The 16494-nt window shown below is 61.9% G+C and carries 16 protein-coding genes; 15 read left to right on the forward strand and 1 reads right to left on the reverse strand.

The window, feature by feature from the left end; genetic code table 11:
- Positions 1-431 precede the first annotated feature (431 nt).
- Entirely contained in the window at positions 432-1223 is a 792-nt protein-coding gene (locus tag J2Y83_RS20750) for a CPBP family intramembrane glutamic endopeptidase (RefSeq protein ID WP_253397851.1), read from the forward strand.
- Positions 1224-1296: 73 nt separating this feature from the next.
- Positions 1297-2862 (forward strand): methyl-accepting chemotaxis protein, encoded by a 1566-nt coding sequence (locus J2Y83_RS20755; RefSeq protein ID WP_253397853.1) that lies wholly within the window; start codon positions 1297-1299, stop codon positions 2860-2862.
- Positions 2863-2971: 109 nt separating this feature from the next.
- Here J2Y83_RS20755 and J2Y83_RS20760 read toward each other — a convergent pair whose 3' ends face one another.
- Positions 2972-3664: an alpha/beta family hydrolase gene (locus J2Y83_RS20760; protein ID WP_253397855.1), complete on the reverse strand. Its 693-nt coding sequence runs from the start codon at positions 3662-3664 to the stop codon at positions 2972-2974.
- 79 nt (positions 3665-3743) lie between these two features.
- On the opposite strand from J2Y83_RS20760, the gene ccoN (J2Y83_RS20765) reads away from it, so the two are divergent.
- The 13 genes from ccoN (J2Y83_RS20765) to J2Y83_RS20825 all read left to right on the forward strand — a co-directional run bounded on the left by ccoN (J2Y83_RS20765) (position 3744) and on the right by J2Y83_RS20825 (position 16432).
- Positions 3744-5168 (forward strand): cytochrome-c oxidase, cbb3-type subunit I, encoded by a 1425-nt coding sequence (gene ccoN, locus J2Y83_RS20765; RefSeq protein WP_253397857.1) that lies wholly within the window; start codon positions 3744-3746, stop codon positions 5166-5168.
- Positions 5169-5178: 10 nt separating this feature from the next.
- Positions 5179-5787 carry a cytochrome-c oxidase, cbb3-type subunit II gene (ccoO, locus tag J2Y83_RS20770; protein WP_253397860.1) on the forward strand — a complete coding sequence of 203 codons (609 nt, stop codon included), beginning with the start codon at positions 5179-5181 and terminating at the stop codon, positions 5785-5787.
- Between the two features lie 3 nt (positions 5788-5790).
- Positions 5791-5997, forward strand: coding sequence for a cbb3-type cytochrome oxidase subunit 3 (locus tag J2Y83_RS20775; RefSeq protein ID WP_247401676.1), 207 nt, complete (start codon positions 5791-5793; stop codon positions 5995-5997).
- Positions 5994-6941 (forward strand): cytochrome-c oxidase, cbb3-type subunit III, encoded by a 948-nt coding sequence (gene ccoP, locus J2Y83_RS20780; RefSeq protein ID WP_247401677.1) that lies wholly within the window; start codon positions 5994-5996, stop codon positions 6939-6941. The genes J2Y83_RS20775 and ccoP (J2Y83_RS20780) overlap by 4 nt, the downstream gene beginning before the upstream one ends.
- A gap of 483 nt (positions 6942-7424) precedes the next feature.
- Positions 7425-8867, forward strand: coding sequence for a cytochrome-c oxidase, cbb3-type subunit I (gene ccoN, locus J2Y83_RS20785; protein WP_247401678.1), 1443 nt, complete (start codon positions 7425-7427; stop codon positions 8865-8867).
- On the forward strand, positions 8867-9475 hold the full coding sequence (gene ccoO / locus J2Y83_RS20790) for a cytochrome-c oxidase, cbb3-type subunit II (protein WP_253397862.1): 609 nt from the start codon (positions 8867-8869) through the stop codon (positions 9473-9475). Before ccoN (J2Y83_RS20785) ends, ccoO (J2Y83_RS20790) begins: the two co-directional genes overlap by 1 nt.
- 6 nt (positions 9476-9481) lie before the next feature.
- Positions 9482-9667: a CcoQ/FixQ family Cbb3-type cytochrome c oxidase assembly chaperone gene (locus J2Y83_RS20795; protein ID WP_016775513.1), complete on the forward strand. Its 186-nt coding sequence runs from the start codon at positions 9482-9484 to the stop codon at positions 9665-9667.
- Positions 9664-10641 (forward strand): cytochrome-c oxidase, cbb3-type subunit III, encoded by a 978-nt coding sequence (ccoP, locus tag J2Y83_RS20800; protein ID WP_253397864.1) that lies wholly within the window; start codon positions 9664-9666, stop codon positions 10639-10641. Before J2Y83_RS20795 ends, ccoP (J2Y83_RS20800) begins: the two co-directional genes overlap by 4 nt.
- 337 nt (positions 10642-10978) lie before the next feature.
- Positions 10979-12394 (forward strand): cytochrome c oxidase accessory protein CcoG, encoded by a 1416-nt coding sequence (ccoG, locus tag J2Y83_RS20805; protein WP_253397866.1) that lies wholly within the window; start codon positions 10979-10981, stop codon positions 12392-12394.
- Positions 12395-12409: 15 nt separating this feature from the next.
- The gene (locus J2Y83_RS20810; protein WP_253397868.1) at positions 12410-12949 is read left to right on the forward strand and encodes a FixH family protein; all 540 of its coding nucleotides are present in this window, start codon (positions 12410-12412) and stop codon (positions 12947-12949) included.
- 115 nt (positions 12950-13064) lie between these two features.
- Positions 13065-15515 carry a heavy metal translocating P-type ATPase gene (locus J2Y83_RS20815; protein WP_253397870.1) on the forward strand — a complete coding sequence of 817 codons (2451 nt, stop codon included), beginning with the start codon at positions 13065-13067 and terminating at the stop codon, positions 15513-15515.
- A gap of 22 nt (positions 15516-15537) precedes the next feature.
- The gene (ccoS, locus tag J2Y83_RS20820; protein WP_253397872.1) at positions 15538-15756 is read left to right on the forward strand and encodes a cbb3-type cytochrome oxidase assembly protein CcoS; all 219 of its coding nucleotides are present in this window, start codon (positions 15538-15540) and stop codon (positions 15754-15756) included.
- Complete coding sequence (locus J2Y83_RS20825; protein ID WP_253397874.1) at positions 15749-16432, forward strand: sulfite exporter TauE/SafE family protein; 684 nt, start codon at positions 15749-15751, stop codon at positions 16430-16432. Before ccoS ends, J2Y83_RS20825 begins: the two co-directional genes overlap by 8 nt.
- Positions 16433-16494 lie beyond the last annotated feature (62 nt).

The following is a 16494-nucleotide window of genomic DNA, read 5'->3' on the forward strand; positions in this document are numbered from 1 at the left end:
GTTACCACCTGTAATCAGGCAAAAAGCCGATTCAGCAAAAGCTAAAACGCGTAGGTTCAGCTCAGTAGGTTTTTTTCAGGCGGGCATACGGGAACAGCAATCAGCTGATCAGCCCGAAATGCCAACACCCGGCGGTGATACGACTGCGTACACCGGCGTGCTACTGACAGGTGGGGGGTAGTGACTGATCTGCGCAGGCTGCAGGTTCCCGCACGGCACGACCACAGCGCTGGACGCTGAATCGACTACCGCTATGCACAGGAATGCAGGCATGGGCTGATCTTTTGAGGAGATGAAGACGCGATGACTATAACCAGCCGCCGACATATTTTGCAATCGCTCCAGCAGAACCGCTTTCGCGTGATGGCTTTTTCATCTTGCCGCGCAGGCCGCCCGTTATACTACCGCCCAGTTTTTTCCAAGGATTTCACATGACCGCTTTGCCTTGGCTGTACCTCGCCCTCCTGTCCATCGGCTATGCCATGGCCTTGGTTTACGGCCAACTGGGGGTGCTGGCGGCAATCTCCGTGGCCCTGCTGCTGATCGCCGGGTATGCGGTACGCCAGCAACGGACCCCTTGGGGGCGTTACGTCGGCCACGGGTTGTTCATCGTATTGGCCTTGGGCCTTGCAATGCACTGGCTGCCGGGGTTCTACAACGGGCGCGGTATCGCACCCCAGCGTTTCAGCGCCGATGCCGTGCCCTTCTCGATGTACCTCAACCAGGACAAACCGCTGATCGGTTTTTGGCTGCTGCTGGCCTGCCCGTGGATTGTGGCGCGGCGTTCATTGCGCCTGTCGATCTGCGTCACCGCCTTGGCGTTGACCCTGACAGCCATAGCGGCACTGGGCGGCGCGGCGTTGCTGGGGATCATCAGTTGGGCACCGAAGTGGCCGGAACAGGCATGGTTGTGGGTGCTGAATAACCTGTTGCTGGTGACGCTGGTGGAAGAAGCGCTGTTTCGCGGCTACATTCAGGGCGGCCTGAGCCAGCGCCTCAAACACTTGCCCTACGGCGAAAACCTCGCATTGCTGCTGGCCGCTCTGCTATTCGGCCTTGTACACCTGAGCGCGGGCTGGCAGTGGGTGCTGCTGGCCAGCATCGCTGGCGTCGGCTATGGCCTTGCTTATCGTTTTGGCGGCCTGGGCGCGGCGATTGCTACGCATTTCGGCCTTAATTTGCTGCATTTCGGACTGTTTTCCTACCCAATGCTCGCCGGCTGATTATTGCAAAAATAAGTTAAATAAATGATCGCCATCGCCGATACCCATTGAAAGCCTTGCGGATTGAATAACCATGCGTAATAACCAACCCGTTACCCAGCGCGAACGTACTTTCCCCGCTCAGCAACGGTTGATCTCCACCACAGATGCCAAGGGTGTCATCACTTACTGCAACGACGCTTTCGTCGAAATCAGTGGTTTCTCCCGCGACGAACTGGTGCGCGCCCCGCACAACCTGGTTCGCCACCCGGACGTTCCGGGGGCTGTGTTCGCACACATGTGGTCCACGCTCAAGCAAGGCTTGCCATGGATGGGCATCGTCAAGAACCGCTGTAAGACCGGCGATCACTACTGGGTTAACGCCTATGTGACGCCGATGTTCGACGGCAACCAGGTGGTCGGCTATGAATCGGTGCGCATCAAGCCCACCGCCGAGCAGATCCGCCGGGCCGAAGCGCTCTACCAACGCATCAATAAGGGCAAGTCCGCCATTCCCCAGCGGGACAAGTGGCTGCCGGTGCTGCAGGACTGGCTGCCGTTTATTCTGGTCAGCCAGCTGAGCTTCATGATTGGCGCGTCGCTCAATTCCCACTGGGGCTTTGCCCTCGCGGCGGGGTTGTCGGTGCCGTTGGGCCTGCTGGGCCTGAGCTGGCAACAGCGCGGCCTCAAGCGTTTGCTGCGCCTGGCCGAACAGACCACCTCCGATCCGTTGATCGCGCAGATGTACACCGACAGCCGTGGCGCCCAGGCGCGCCTGGAAATGTCGATCCTCAGCCAGGAGGCACGTCTGAAGACCTGTCTCACGCGCTTGCAGGACACCGCCGAACACCTCAACGAGCAGGCGGCGCAATCCAACACCTTGGCGCACAACAGCTCCAGCGGCCTGGAACGCCAGCGCGTGGAAACCGAACAGGTGGCCACCGCAGTCAACCAGATGGCGGCGACGACCCAGGAAGTCGCCAGCCATGTGCAGCGCACGGCCGACGCCACCCAGGAAGCCAATCGCCTGACCGGGCGCGGCCGCGATATTGCCGGGGAAACCCGCGCGGCAATTCAGCGGCTGTCGGCCGCGGTTGGCGAGACCGGCGTGACCGTCACCCAACTGGCCAAGGACAGCGATGAAATCGGCGGCGTGGTCGACGTGATCAAAGGCATTGCCGACCAGACCAACCTGCTGGCCTTGAACGCCGCGATCGAAGCCGCGCGTGCCGGTGAGATGGGCCGTGGTTTTGCGGTGGTTGCCGACGAAGTCCGCCAACTGGCGCAACGCACGGCTGAATCGACCGGGCAGATCCATACCCTGATCGCCAAGCTGCAGCAAACCGCTGCCGCTGCCGTACAAACCATGGACGCCGGGCATCGCCAGGCCGAAGAAGGCGTAGCGCGGGTGATGGAGGCGGATCAGGCGCTGGTGGGCATCAGCGAAGCGGTGGCCAACATCACCGACATGACCACCCAAATCGCCGCCGCCACGGAAGAGCAAAGCTCGGTTGCCGAAGAGATCAGCCGCAATATCAGCACCATCGCGCTGCTGGCCGATCAGACGTCGGAACAGGCGTTGAACTCGGCGCAGTTGAGTGAAGAGCTTACTGTTACCGCCAATACCCAGTATTCGCTGGTAGAGCGTTTTAACCGTTAAACCGCTATCGGGGGCAAGCCCCCTCCCACATTTAACCGCATACACCCCTTGGAATGCGGTCGAATGTGGGAGGGGCGGTGCGACGATTCGACTTGCCCCCGATAGGGCCCTAACAGGCGCCGAGAAACCGAGCCACTTGCACCGCCGCCGCCTCCAAATGCTGCTCATGACTGCACCCCGACGCCTTCAACGGCTTCAAATCATGATCCCCCGCCGCCAGCCACATCACCTCGATGCTCGGCGACAAGTCATACCCCTGCACCGCCGCTCGATTGCCCAACGCATCGCGCTCGCCCTGCACAATCAATGTCGGCGTCTTCAACCCGGCCAAATGCGCGACTCGCGGCTTTTCCGGCTTGCCCACCGCATAGAACGGATAGCCCAGGCACACCAGCCCATCGGCACCCAATTCATCGGCGAGCAAACTGGCCATGCGCCCGCCCATGGACTTGCCACCAATGGCCAGTTTCCCAGCGACATGGCGTCGCACCTCGGTATAGACCTCGCGCCAGCTCTGCAGCAGTTTCGGCGCCGGGTTGGGCGGGCGCTTGCCCCCGTCCACGCGGCGCTGGGCCATGTAGGGAAACTCGAAACGCAAGACGCTCACCCCCTGCACGGCAAGGCGCGCAGCCATGTCGTCCATGAAGGATGAGTCCATCGGCGCGCCGGCGCCGTGGGCCAGGATCAACGTCACCGGCGTATGCGTTGGAGCGCCCGAGGCAACATCCCATCGCCAGCCATGTTCCTGCACACACCGTGCCCATTGATCCCCGTCAATACTGGCCTTGTGCTCTTTGCCCATGCTTACCTCGCTTTTTAGTCTGCCTATAACTCCAGCCCAAGTGTCGCATCTGCTTGGGTTGAACCGTGGATGGGGAACCATGAACACTACTTTAAGTACCGCCTATAACTACAAGGTGGTCCGCCAATTCGCGATTATGACGGTGGTGTGGGGCATCGTCGGCATGGGGCTCGGGGTTTTTCTCGCAGCCCAATTGGTGTGGCCTGCACTCAACTTTGACTTGCCTTGGACCAGCTTCGGCCGCTTGCGCCCGCTGCACACCAACGCGGTGATCTTCGCCTTCGGGGGTTGTGCGCTGTTTGCCAGCTCCTTCTACTCGGTGCAGCGCACCTGCCAGACCCAGCTGTTCGCACCAAAAGTCGCTCAGTTCTGCTTTTGGGGCTGGCAACTGGTCATTGTCCTGGCAGCGATCACCTTGCCGCTGGGTTACACCAGCTCCAAGGAATACGCCGAGCTGGAATGGCCGATCGACATCCTGATCACGATTGTCTGGGTGGCTTATGCCATCGTGTTTTTCGGCACTGTGGCCAAGCGCAACACCAAGCACATCTATGTCGGCAACTGGTTCTTCGGTGCATTCATCATCACCGTGGCCATCTTGCATATCGTCAACAACATGGAAATCCCGGTCAGCCTGACCAAGTCCTACTCGCTGTACGGCGGTGCGACGGATGCCATGGTGCAGTGGTGGTATGGGCATAACGCAGTAGGCTTCTTCCTGACTGCCGGCTTCCTGGGGATGATGTACTACTTCGTACCCAAGCAAGCCGAACGTCCGGTGTATTCCTATCGCCTGTCGATCGTCCACTTCTGGGCACTGATCACCCTGTACATCTGGGCCGGTCCGCACCACCTGCACTACACCGCTCTGCCAGACTGGGCACAGTCGTTGGGCATGGTGATGTCCCTGGTGCTGCTGGCGCCAAGCTGGGGCGGCATGATCAACGGCATGATGACCCTCTCGGGTGCCTGGCATAAGTTGCGCAGCGACCCGATCCTGCGCTTCCTGGTCGTCTCGCTGGCGTTCTACGGCATGTCGACGTTCGAAGGGCCGATGATGGCCATCAAGACCGTCAACTCGCTGTCCCACTACACCGACTGGACCATCGGCCACGTACACGCCGGCGCTCTCGGCTGGGTAGCGATGATCTCCATCGGCGCGCTGTACCACATGATCCCGAAAGTCTTCGGTCGCGAGCGGATGTACAGCGTCGGCCTGATCAACGCGCACTTCTGGCTGGCCACCATCGGCACCGTGCTCTACATCGCCTCGATGTGGGTCAACGGCATCGCCCAGGGCCTGATGTGGCGTGCGATCAACGACGACGGCACCCTCACCTACTCCTTCGTCGAAGCGCTGCAAGCCAGCCACCCGGGCTACGTCGTGCGACTGGTAGGCGGTGCGGTGTTCCTCAGCGGCATGTTGCTGATGGCTTACAACACATGGCGCACCGTGCGCTCGGCACAACCTGTCGAAGCCACCCCTGCCACGCAGATGGCCTGAGGAGTCAGTGATGAAACACGAAACGATTGAAAAGAACGTCGGCCTGCTGATGCTGCTGATGGTGCTTGCCGTGAGCATCGGCGGCCTGACCCAGATCGTCCCGCTGTTCTTCCAGGACGTGACCAACAAACCGGTGGAAGGCATGAAGCCCTACACCGCGCTGCAACTGGAAGGCCGCGACATCTACATCCGCGAAGGCTGCGTACAGTGCCACTCGCAGATGATCCGTCCGTTCCGCGCCGAGACCGAGCGCTACGGCCACTACTCGGTAGCGGGCGAAAGCGTCTGGGACCATCCGTTCCTGTGGGGCTCCAAGCGTACCGGGCCAGACCTGGCTCGCGTCGGCGCACGCTACTCGGACGACTGGCACCGCGCGCACTTGTACAACCCGCGCAACGTGGTGCCTGAGTCGAAAATGCCGGCTTACCCATGGCTGGTGACGGCGCCGGTCGACAGCAGCCATACCGAGACCAAGCTCAAAGTGATGCGTACCCTCGGCGTGCCTTACACCGACGACGACATCAACGGTGCAGTGGCCAGCCTCAAGGGCAAGACCGAGATCGACGCGCTGGTTTCGTACCTGCAAGTCCTCGGCACCGCCATCAAGAGCAAGAGGTGAGCCATGGGATTTGAATTCGATGCGGGCACCATCCGCGGCCTCGGCACGCTAGTCGTCGCCATCGCCTTTATCGGCCTCTCGCTGTGGGTATTCAACAACCGACGCAATGAAGAATTCGAGCAGGCACGCCTGCTGCCGTTTGCCGACGAACCCACCGCCACCCCATCCGACGCTCAAGAAGCGCCTGCAACAAGGAGCAATCGGCCATGACTACCTTCTGGAGTACATGGATCTGCGTACTGACCCTCGGCAGCCTGATCGGCCTGACCTGGCTGTTGTTCGGCACCCGCAAGGGCGAGACCAAGGGCAGTGTCGACCAGACCATGGGCCACGCCTTCGACGGCATTGAGGAATACGACAACCCGCTGCCCCAGTGGTGGTTCATGCTGTTCGCCGGCACGCTGGTGTTTGCCGTCGGCTACTTGATCCTCTACCCGGGCCTGGGCAACTGGAAAGGCGTACTGCCGGGCTATGAAGGCGGCTGGACCTCGGCCAAGGAATGGGACAAGGAAATGGCCAAGGCCGACACCAAGTTCGGGCCGATCTTCGCCAAATTCTCGGCCATGCCGGTGGAAGAAGTCGCCAAAGACCCGCAAGCGCTGAAAATGGGCGGTCGCCTGTTTGCCTCCAACTGCGCGGTGTGCCACGGCTCGGATGCCAAGGGCGCGTATGGCTTCCCGAACCTGGCGGACAATAACTGGCGCTGGGGCGGTTCCGCCGACGCGATCAAGACCACCATCATGGGCGGTCGCCATGCGGCAATGCCGGCCTGGGGTGAAGTGCTGGGCGAGGACGGTGTGAAAAACGTCGCGGCCTATGTGCGTCACGACCTGGCCAAGCTGCCACTGCCAGCCGACAGCGGCGCCGACCTGGTCGCCGGCCAAGCCACGTTCAACACCACCTGCGTGGCCTGCCACGGCCCGCAAGGCCACGGTGTCGAAGCCATGGGCGCGCCGAACCTGACCGCGCCAAGCGGCTTTATCTACGGCACCAGCCTGGCGCAGTTGCAGCAAACCATTCGCCACGGCCGCCAAGGCCAGATGCCGGCGCAGGAAGTGCTGCAAGGCAATGACAAGGTTCACCTGCTGGCCGCTTATGTTTACAGCCTGTCCCACAACGCTGACGGCGCAACGCCGCAACGCCAGGCACAGTAACGCTTCACCCCTGAACTGCCGCCCCTGATCCAGGGGCGGTAGCTCTACCCTTCTACGCGACCAAGTGTCGCACCCTTCCAAAGCACTGCTTTCCCCTCCTGCCATTCGGGTCTACGCTTGTCTGCACAGTGGATCGGTACGGACCGGTCGACGGTCGACTTGCACTCAATGGGTTGAACGCTTCTGCAGGGATGACAGGCGCAAAGGCAGGCAGTGACCGGCTGTCGCGCCACTGACCACTCATCACCTCTGCCGCGTGCTGACACACAGCCAGTCATCCGTCGGCGTGCCCCGAAAAAATTCCTGTCCGATCGATCAGCTTTTGATTTCTGATTTTGTCCTTACATCAAACATGGAAAGGGCGCAGAATCTGGCGTTGAACGTATTGACACAGGTCACCCTTGCGTTGCAATGGCACCTCGGTTTCTACATACTTGCGACCGATTTTTATCTATAAAAAAACCTAAACCGTGGAACCTTAGAATGAGCACAGCAATCAGTCCGACTGCTTATAACTATAAGGTAGTCCGCCAGTTCGCCATCATGACGGTGGTCTGGGGGATCCTTGGCATGGGGCTCGGGGTCTTCATCGCCTCGCAACTGGTTTGGCCGGAATTGAATTTCGGCCTGCCATGGACGACCTTTGGCCGCCTACGCCCGCTGCACACTAACCTGGTGATTTTCGCCTTCGGCGGATGTGCACTGTTTGCCACCTCCTACTATGTCGTGCAGCGAACCTGCCAGACGCGACTGATCTCCGACAGCCTCGCCGCCTTCACCTTCTGGGGATGGCAAGCCGTGATCGTCGGGGCCGGTATCTCGTTGCCGCTGGGCTACACCACCACCAAGGAATACGCCGAGCTGGAATGGCCCATCGCCATTTTGCTCGCGATTGTCTGGGTGACCTACGCGGTGGTGTTCTTCGGCACCATCACCAAGCGCAAGACCAAGCACATCTATGTGGGTAACTGGTTCTACGGTGCCTTCATCCTGGTGACGGCGATGCTGCACATCGTCAACCATGCGTCGCTGCCGGTCAGCCTGTTCAAGTCCTATTCGGCCTACGCCGGGGCGACGGACGCGATGATCCAGTGGTGGTACGGCCACAACGCCGTAGGGTTCTTCCTCACCACCGGTTTCCTGGGGATGATGTACTACTTCGTGCCGAAACAGGCCGAACGTCCCATCTACTCTTATCGCCTGTCCATCGTGCACTTCTGGGCGTTGATCACCCTGTACATCTGGGCCGGTCCGCACCACCTGCACTACACCGCGCTGCCGGACTGGGCACAGTCGTTGGGCATGGCGATGTCGATCATCCTGCTGGCCCCGAGCTGGGGCGGCATGATCAACGGCATGATGACCCTGTCGGGTGCCTGGCATAAGCTGCGCACCGACCCGATCCTGCGCTTCCTGGTCGTGTCCCTGGCGTTCTACGGCATGTCGACCTTCGAAGGGCCGATGATGGCGATCAAGACCGTCAACTCCCTGTCCCACTACACCGACTGGACCATCGGCCACGTACACGCCGGCGCTCTCGGCTGGGTAGCGATGATCTCCATCGGCGCGCTGTACCACATGATCCCGAAAATCTTCGGGCGTGCGCAGATGCACAGCGTCGGGTTGATCAACACGCACTTCTGGCTGGCCACCATCGGCACCGTGCTCTACATCGCCTCGATGTGGGTCAACGGCATTACCCAAGGCCTGATGTGGCGTGCGATCAACGATGACGGCACCCTCACCTACTCCTTCGTCGAAGCGCTGCAAGCCAGCCACCCGGGCTACATCGTCCGTGCCCTGGGCGGCGCGTTCTTTGCCTCCGGCATGCTGTTCATGGCCTACAACGTCTGGCGCACCGTGCGTGCCTCCGACCCTGCAGAAGCCGAAGCCGCCGCCAAGATCGCCGTTGTGGGAGCCCACTGATGAAGCATGAAGTAATCGAGAAGAATATCGGCCTACTGGCCTTCTTCATGGTTATCGCCGTGAGTATCGGCGGCCTGACCCAGATCGTTCCGCTGTTCTTCCAGGACGTGGCCAACAAGCCGGTCGAAGGCATGAAGCCGCGTACCGCCCTTGAACTGGAAGGCCGCGACATCTACATCGCCAACGGCTGTGTCGGCTGCCACTCGCAGATGATCCGGCCGTTCCGCGCCGAAACCGAACGTTATGGCCACTACTCGGTGGCCGGTGAAAGTGTGTGGGACCACCCGTTCCTGTGGGGTTCCAAGCGCACCGGGCCGGACCTGGCCCGTGTGGGCGGGCGTTACTCCGATGACTGGCAACGCGCGCACTTGTACAACCCGCGCAACGTGGTGCCGGAATCGAAAATGCCGGCGTACCCGTTCCTCGTGGAAAACAAGCTCGACGGCAAGGACACCGCGAAGAAAATGGAAGTCTTGCGCACCCTGGGCGTGCCCTACACCGACGAAGACATCGCCGGTGCATCCGCAGCCGTGAAGGGCAAGACCGAAATGGACGCATTGGTGGCCTACCTGCAAGGCCTTGGCACCATCATCAAAAGCAAACGGTGATTCTTCATGGATATCGGGATGATTCGTGGCCTGGGCACCGTTGTGGTGATGGTGGCCTTTATCGGCCTGGCATTGTGGGTGTTCAGCCCCAAGCGCAAGTCGGAGTTTGACGACGCAACCATGCTGCCCTTTGCGGATGACCCCGAAGCCATCAAGCACGTCGAGCAAGCTTCTAGGAGTAACAAAGAATGACTACGTTCTGGAGTCTGTACGTCACAGTCCTCAGTCTGGGTACCATTTTCGCCCTGACCTGGCTGCTGCTGTCGACCCGCAAGGGCCAGCGCGCCGAGCAAACGGACGAGACCGTCGGCCACTCGTTCGACGGTATCGAGGAGTACGACAACCCGCTGCCGAAATGGTGGTTCATGCTGTTCGTCGGCACCATCGTCTTCGCCCTGGGCTACCTGGTGCTGTACCCCGGCCTGGGCAATTGGAAAGGCCTGCTGCCGGGCTACAACTACCTCGACAACGACAAGCAGACCGCCTTCGCCAACGGCCAGACCGGCTGGACCGGCGTGCATGAGTGGGAAAAGGAAATGGCCAAGTCGGACGCCAAGTTCGGGCCGATCTTCGCCAAATTCGCCGCAATGCCGATTGAAGACGTCGCCAAAGACCCGCAAGCCCTGAAGATGGGGGGCCGTCTGTTTGCCTCCAACTGCTCGGTGTGCCACGGTTCCGACGCCAAGGGTGCCTACGGCTTCCCCAACCTGACCGACGCCGACTGGCGCTGGGGCGGCGAGCCCGCCACCATCAAGGAAACCATCATGAAAGGCCGCCACGCGGTGATGCCGGCCTGGGCCGAAGTCATCGGCGAACAAGGCGTGGCCGACGTGGCGGGCTTCGTGGTGACCAACCTTGACGGCCGCAAACTGCCGGAAGGCGCCAAGGCCGACGTGGCCAATGGCGGGAAACTCTTCGCCGCCAACTGCGTCGCCTGCCACGGCCCGGCCGGTAAAGGCACGCCTGCCATGGGCGCACCTGACCTGACTCACCCGGGTGCGTTCATCTACGGTTCAAGTTTCGCCCAACTGCAGCAGACCATTCGCTACGGCCGCCAGGGCCAGATGCCTGCGCAGGAACAACTGCAAGGGAACGACAAGGTGCACTTGCTCGCGGCGTATGTTTACAGCTTGTCCCATGGGGATAAAAAGGCTCAAGAGCAGTAAGTCTGAGCAGCAACCAAAAGGCCCATTCATTGAAAAATGATGGGCCTTTTTTTGTTGCACATATTCTGAAAACACCGAAGGTTCAATGTGGGAGCAAGCCCCCTTCCACATTGGATCGTCCGTGTTTTGAAGACTGAAGCCGCAAAAACCGTCCATACTTCACAAGTCAATTGATCCACGTCACCTACACCATCAATTGATTTCCCCCAACGCGACCAAAGGTCGCACCCTTTGCGCGTCATCGGGGGCGTATCATTACGCCACTGCAAGACCCTTCATTTGACCCCGACCGGCACGTACTGGCCGAGGCAAATCTCCACCGCCGTGGGATGCAATGATGAGCAACCAAATACCGGTACAAGACGTTACTCCACCTGCCAAAAACTCCAACAACGGTGTCGACCTCTACGCGTCGCGAGAGAAAATCTACACCCGCGCCTTCACGGGCCTGTTCCGCAACCTGCGCATGCTTGGCGGCGCCGGTCTGTTCCTGCTCTACTTCGGCACGGTGTGGCTGAACTGGGGTGGCCACCAGGCCGTATGGTGGAACCTGCCGGAACGTAAGTTCTTTATCTTCGGTGCAACCTTCTGGCCCCAGGACTTCATCCTCCTCTCGGGCATCCTGATCGTCGCGGCCTTTGGCCTGTTCTTCATCACGGTGTACGCCGGACGCATCTGGTGCGGGTATACCTGCCCGCAAAGCGTGTGGACGTGGATCTTCATGTGGTGCGAAAAAGTCACCGAAGGCGACCGTAACCAGCGTATCAAGCTGGACAAGGCGCCGATGGGGGCCAACAAGTTCCTGCGCAAATTCAGCAAGCACACGCTGTGGCTGCTGATCGGCTTTGTCACCGGCATGACCTTCGTCGGTTACTTCTCACCGATCCGCGAACTGGTGTTTGACTTCTTTACCGGCCAGGCCGATGGCTGGTCGTATTTCTGGGTCGGCTTCTTCACCCTCGCCACCTACGGCAACGCCGGCTGGCTGCGCGAACAGGTGTGCATCTACATGTGCCCCTACGCGCGCTTCCAAAGCGTGATGTTCGACAAAGACACCCTGATCGTCTCCTACGACCCGCGTCGCGGCGAAGTCCGTGGCCCGCGCAAAAAAGGCAGCGACTACAAGGCCCAAGGCCTGGGCGATTGCATCGAGTGTACGATGTGCGTACAGGTGTGCCCGACCGGCATCGACATCCGTGATGGCCTGCAAATCGAGTGCATCGGCTGTGCCGCGTGCATCGACGCCTGCGACAACATCATGGACAAGATGGACTACCCGCGCGGCCTGATCAGCTACACCACCGAACACAACCTGTCCGGGCAGAAAACCCACAAGCTGCGTCCGCGCCTGATCGGCTATGCGCTGGTGTTGCTGGCAATGATGAGCCTGTTGGCCACGGCATTCTTCATGCGTTCGCTGGTGGGTTTCGACGTAAGCAAAGACCGCGTGCTGTACCGCGAAAACGCCGAAGGGCGGATCGAAAACGTCTACAGCCTGAAGATCATGAACAAGGATCAGCGCGACCACACCTACGTGCTTGACGCTGCCGGCCTGCCGGACCTCAAGCTGCAAGGCCGCCGCGAAATCAAGGTGGCTGCCGGCGACATCGTCAGCATGCCGGTAGAACTGTCGAGCGCGCCGGAACAACTGCCATCGAGCACCAACGAGGTGATGTTTATCCTCAAGGATGCCGATGACACCAGCATTCATATTGAAGCCAAGAGCCGATTCATCGGCCCACAAGTTCGTTAACGAGAGAGCAGAACAATGCCCGTAACCACTGCCGCAAGTCCCTGGTACAAGCACCTCTGGCCCTGGATCATCATCGCAATCCTGGCCTGCTCGGTGACCTTGACCTTGTCCATGGTGACCATTGCAGTGAACAACCCGGACAACCTGGTCAACGACAACTATTACGAGGCTGGCAAAGGCATCAACCGCTCCCTGGACCGCGAACGCCTGGCCCAGACCCTGCAACTGCGCGCCAAGGTGCATCTGGATGAGCTGACCGGCGAAGTCGAACTGCACCTCACCGGCTACAGCAACCCGACGAGCCTGCAACTGAACCTGATTTCGCCGACCCAGCCGGAGAAAGACCGCAAGATCAACCTGGCCCGCAGCGACAGCGAACCCGGTCGCTACATCGGTCAGGTCACCGACAAGGTCGAAGGCCGGCGCTTCGTCGAACTGCTCGGTGTGGAAGGCGACAGGACCTGGCGCTTGTTCGAAGAAGAACAGGTCAACCACGACAAGGACTTGCTGCTGGGGGATGAACCGCTGCAGGGTGCTGAAGACCTGAAGAAGTAAACAGGCTGCGCTTCGCGCATCGCGGGCAAGCCCGCTCCCATATGGACACCGCGATCCACTGTGGGAGCGGGCTTGCCCGCGATGAGGCCCTACCCGCCACCAAAGATCTAACGCCATGACCACCCCAACCCCCTGTTACCACTGCGCCCTGCCCGTTCCACCCGGTAGCCGCTTCACCGCCGTGATCCTCGGCGAGCGCCGCGAACTCTGCTGCCCGGGCTGCCAGGCAGTAGCCGAAGCAATCGTGGCGGGCGGGTTGGAAAGCTATTACCAGCACCGCAGCGAAGCCTCGGCCAACCCCGAGGCGTTGCCGGTGCAACTGGTGGACGAATTGGCGCTGTATGACCGCGCCGACGTACAAAAACCCTTCGTGCGCCACGACGGCGAACTGGCCGAAGCCACGCTGCTGATGGAAGGCATCAGCTGCGCAGCCTGTGGCTGGCTGATCGAAAAACACCTGCGCAGCCTGCCCGCCGTGGCCGAGGCGCGCCTGAACCTGTCCAACCATCGCCTGCAAGTGCGCTGGGCCGACGGGCAACTGCCGTTGAGCCAACTGCTCAGTGAGCTGCGCCACATCGGCTACGCCGCCCACCCCTATCAGGCAGACCGCGCCGCCGAGCAATTGGCCGGCGAAAACCGCCTGGCCTTGCGCCAACTCGGCGTTGCCGGCTTGCTGTGGTTCCAGGCGATGATGGCGACCATGGCCACCTGGCCGGAATTCAATATCGACCTGAGCCCGGAGCTGCATGTCATCCTGCGTTGGGTCGCGATGTTTCTGACCACGCCCATCGTGTTCTACAGCTGTGCGCCGTTTTTCAAGGGTGCCATGCGCGACCTGCGCACCCGCCACCTGACCATGGACGTGTCGGTCTCCCTGGCCATTGGCGGGGCTTACCTGGCCGGGATCTGGACCGCGATCACCGGCGTGGGTGAACTGTATTTCGACGCGGTGGGCATGTTCGCGCTGTTCCTGCTGGCCGGCCGCTACCTGGAGCGGCGTGCCCGCGAACGCACGGCCGCCGCGACCGCGCAGTTGGTCAACCTGCTGCCCGCCTCGTGCCTGCGCTTGAATGCTGAAGGTCAGAGCGAACGCATCCTGCTCCCCGAACTGGCCCTGGGCGACCGCGTGCTGGTGCATCCCGGCGCCGTGCTGCCGGCGGACGGGGTGATCCTCGACGGCCAGTCCAGCATCGATGAATCCCTGCTCACCGGCGAATACCTGCCGCAACCGCGTCAAGTCGGCGATGCGGTAACGGCCGGCACCCTCAACGTCGAGGGCGCGCTGACCGTCGAAGTCCGCGCCTTGGGCCATGACACGCGCCTGTCCGCCATCGTGCGCCTGCTGGAGCGGGCCCAGGCGGAAAAACCGCGCCTGGCACAAATCGCCGATCGCGCCGCGCAGTGGTTCCTGCTGTGCTCGCTGATCGCCGCCGTGCTGATCGGCCTGCTGTGGTGGCAGTTGGACGCATCGCGGGCGTTCTGGATCGTCCTGGCAATGCTCGTGGCGACCTGTCCATGCGCGCTCTCGCTGGCCACGCCGACCGCCCTGACCGCCGCCACCGGCACCCTGCACAAACTCGGTCTGCTGCTGACCCGTGGCCATGTGCTGGAAGGCCTGAACCAGATCGACACGGTGATTTTCGACAAGACCGGCACCCTCACCGAGGGGCGCCTGGCGCTGCGTGCGATCCGCCCCCTGGGCGCGTTGAACAGCGACCAGTGCCTGGGCCTCGCCGCCGCCCTGGAGAATCGCTCCGAACACCCGATCGCCCGCGCCTTCGGCCGCGCGCCCCTGGCCGCCGACGAAGTGCTCAGTTCCCCCGGCCTCGGTCTGGAAGGCTGGGTGGGCGAGCGCCAACTGCGCATCGGCCAGCCTGGCTATGTGTGCGAACTCAGCGGTTGCCCGATCCCTGCCGCGCCGGATGAAGCCGGGCAATGGCTGCTGTTAGGCGACCGTGACGGCGCCCTCGCCTGGTTCGTTTTGGATGACCGCCTGCGCAGCGACGCCCCTGCCCTGCTCGCGGCCTGCAAGGCGCGCGGCTGGCGCACGCTGCTGCTGTCGGGCGACAGTTCACCGATGGTCGCCAGCGTCGCCGCCGAACTGGGCATCGACGAAGCCCACGGCGGCCTGCGCCCCGATGACAAGCTACAAGTACTGCAACAATTGCACAAAGAAGGGCGCAAAGTGCTGATGCTCGGCGACGGGGTGAACGATGTGCCGGTGCTGGCCGCTGCCGATATCAGCGTGGCCATGGGCTCGGCCACCGACCTGGCAAAAACCAGCGCGGATGCGGTGTTGCTGTCCAACCGCCTGGACGCCCTGGTACAAGCGTTTACCCTGGCGCGACGCACCCGTCGGGTCATCACGGAGAACCTGCTGTGGGCTGGGCTGTACAATGGCCTTATGCTGCCGTTTGCGGCCCTCGGTTGGATCACGCCGATCTGGGCGGCGGTCGGCATGTCCCTCAGTTCGTTGACCGTGGTGCTCAACGCCCTGCGCCTGACTCGCCTGCCGAGCGCGCCGGCCGTCGGCGCCCCTTCAGTAACCCGTCCGCTACCGGCTTGAGCCACGCGGGCATGGAGTGCAGATGCCAGCTTTATACATAATGATTCCAGCGGCGCTGCTGATTGTGGCCATCGCCATCTATATCTTCTTCTGGGCAGTGGACAGCGGCCAGTACGACGACCTCGATGGCCCGGCCCACAGCGTGCTGTTCGACGATCAGGACCCAAACCACCTGGCCGCCATCGACGAGGCCAATAACCCCGAGCCCCCCGCCGACCCCAAAGATCCGCCCCATGCTTGATTTGGCGCCGCTGCTGGTCTCCGCGCTGATCCTTGGCCTGCTGGGTGGCGGCCATTGCCTGGGCATGTGCGGCGGCCTGATGGGCGCGCTGACCCTGGCGATCCCCAAAGAGCAACGCAGCCGCAGGTTCCGCCTGCTGCTCGCGTACAACCTGGGGCGTATCCTCAGCTATGCCACCGCCGGCCTGCTGATCGGCCTGGCCGGCTGGGCCGTGGCCAACAGCCCGGCGGCGATGTTCATGCGCGTGCTGGCCGGCCTGCTGCTGATCAGCATGGGCCTGTACCTGGCCGGCTGGTGGAGCGGCCTCACCCGCATCGAAAGCCTCGGTCGCGGCCTGTGGCGGCACATCCAGCCGTTCGCTAACCGTTTGCTGCCGGTATCCAGCCTGCCCCGCGCCCTGCTGTTGGGCGCGCTGTGGGGCTGGTTGCCGTGCGGGTTGGTCTACAGCACCCTGCTGTGGGCCGCCAGCCAAGGCAATGCGCTGGACAGTGCGGTGCTGATGCTGGCGTTCGGCCTGGGCACCTGGCCAGTGCTGCTGGCGACCGGGCTGGCCGCCGAACGCGTCACGGCACTATTGCGCAAGCGCAGTGTACGCATGGCCGGCGGCGTGCTAGTAATTTTGTTCGGTATTTGGACCTTGCCCGGCCCCCATCAGCACTGGCTAATGGGCCACTAAAAGGCCATGTGGCATAGCGCCGCTCCCCGTTGATGCAAATCAAGATGCCATATCCGCCACGC

The organism is Pseudomonas marginalis (genome assembly GCF_024169655.1).
GTDB lineage: Bacteria > Pseudomonadota > Gammaproteobacteria > Pseudomonadales > Pseudomonadaceae > Aquipseudomonas > Aquipseudomonas paraveronii.

Bases quoted from the DNA above. Each gene is read 5' to 3' on its own strand.
- J2Y83_RS20750 (WP_253397851.1), top strand. From the start codon at position 432: ATGACCGCTTTGCCTTGGCTGTACCTCGCCCTCCTGTCCATCGGCTAT.
- J2Y83_RS20755 (WP_253397853.1), top strand. From the start codon at position 1,297: ATGCGTAATAACCAACCCGTTACCCAGCGCGAACGTACTTTCCCCGCT.
- J2Y83_RS20760 (WP_253397855.1), bottom strand. From the start codon at position 3,664: ATGGGCAAAGAGCACAAGGCCAGTATTGACGGGGATCAATGGGCACGG.
- ccoN (WP_253397857.1), top strand. From the start codon at position 3,744: ATGAACACTACTTTAAGTACCGCCTATAACTACAAGGTGGTCCGCCAA.
- ccoO (WP_253397860.1), top strand. From the start codon at position 5,179: ATGAAACACGAAACGATTGAAAAGAACGTCGGCCTGCTGATGCTGCTG.
- J2Y83_RS20775 (WP_247401676.1), top strand. From the start codon at position 5,791: ATGGGATTTGAATTCGATGCGGGCACCATCCGCGGCCTCGGCACGCTA.
- ccoP (WP_247401677.1), top strand. From the start codon at position 5,994: ATGACTACCTTCTGGAGTACATGGATCTGCGTACTGACCCTCGGCAGC.
- ccoN (WP_247401678.1), top strand. From the start codon at position 7,425: ATGAGCACAGCAATCAGTCCGACTGCTTATAACTATAAGGTAGTCCGC.
- ccoO (WP_253397862.1), top strand. From the start codon at position 8,867: ATGAAGCATGAAGTAATCGAGAAGAATATCGGCCTACTGGCCTTCTTC.
- J2Y83_RS20795 (WP_016775513.1), top strand. From the start codon at position 9,482: ATGGATATCGGGATGATTCGTGGCCTGGGCACCGTTGTGGTGATGGTG.
- ccoP (WP_253397864.1), top strand. From the start codon at position 9,664: ATGACTACGTTCTGGAGTCTGTACGTCACAGTCCTCAGTCTGGGTACC.
- ccoG (WP_253397866.1), top strand. From the start codon at position 10,979: ATGAGCAACCAAATACCGGTACAAGACGTTACTCCACCTGCCAAAAAC.
- J2Y83_RS20810 (WP_253397868.1), top strand. From the start codon at position 12,410: ATGCCCGTAACCACTGCCGCAAGTCCCTGGTACAAGCACCTCTGGCCC.
- J2Y83_RS20815 (WP_253397870.1), top strand. From the start codon at position 13,065: ATGACCACCCCAACCCCCTGTTACCACTGCGCCCTGCCCGTTCCACCC.
- ccoS (WP_253397872.1), top strand. From the start codon at position 15,538: ATGCCAGCTTTATACATAATGATTCCAGCGGCGCTGCTGATTGTGGCC.
- J2Y83_RS20825 (WP_253397874.1), top strand. From the start codon at position 15,749: ATGCTTGATTTGGCGCCGCTGCTGGTCTCCGCGCTGATCCTTGGCCTG.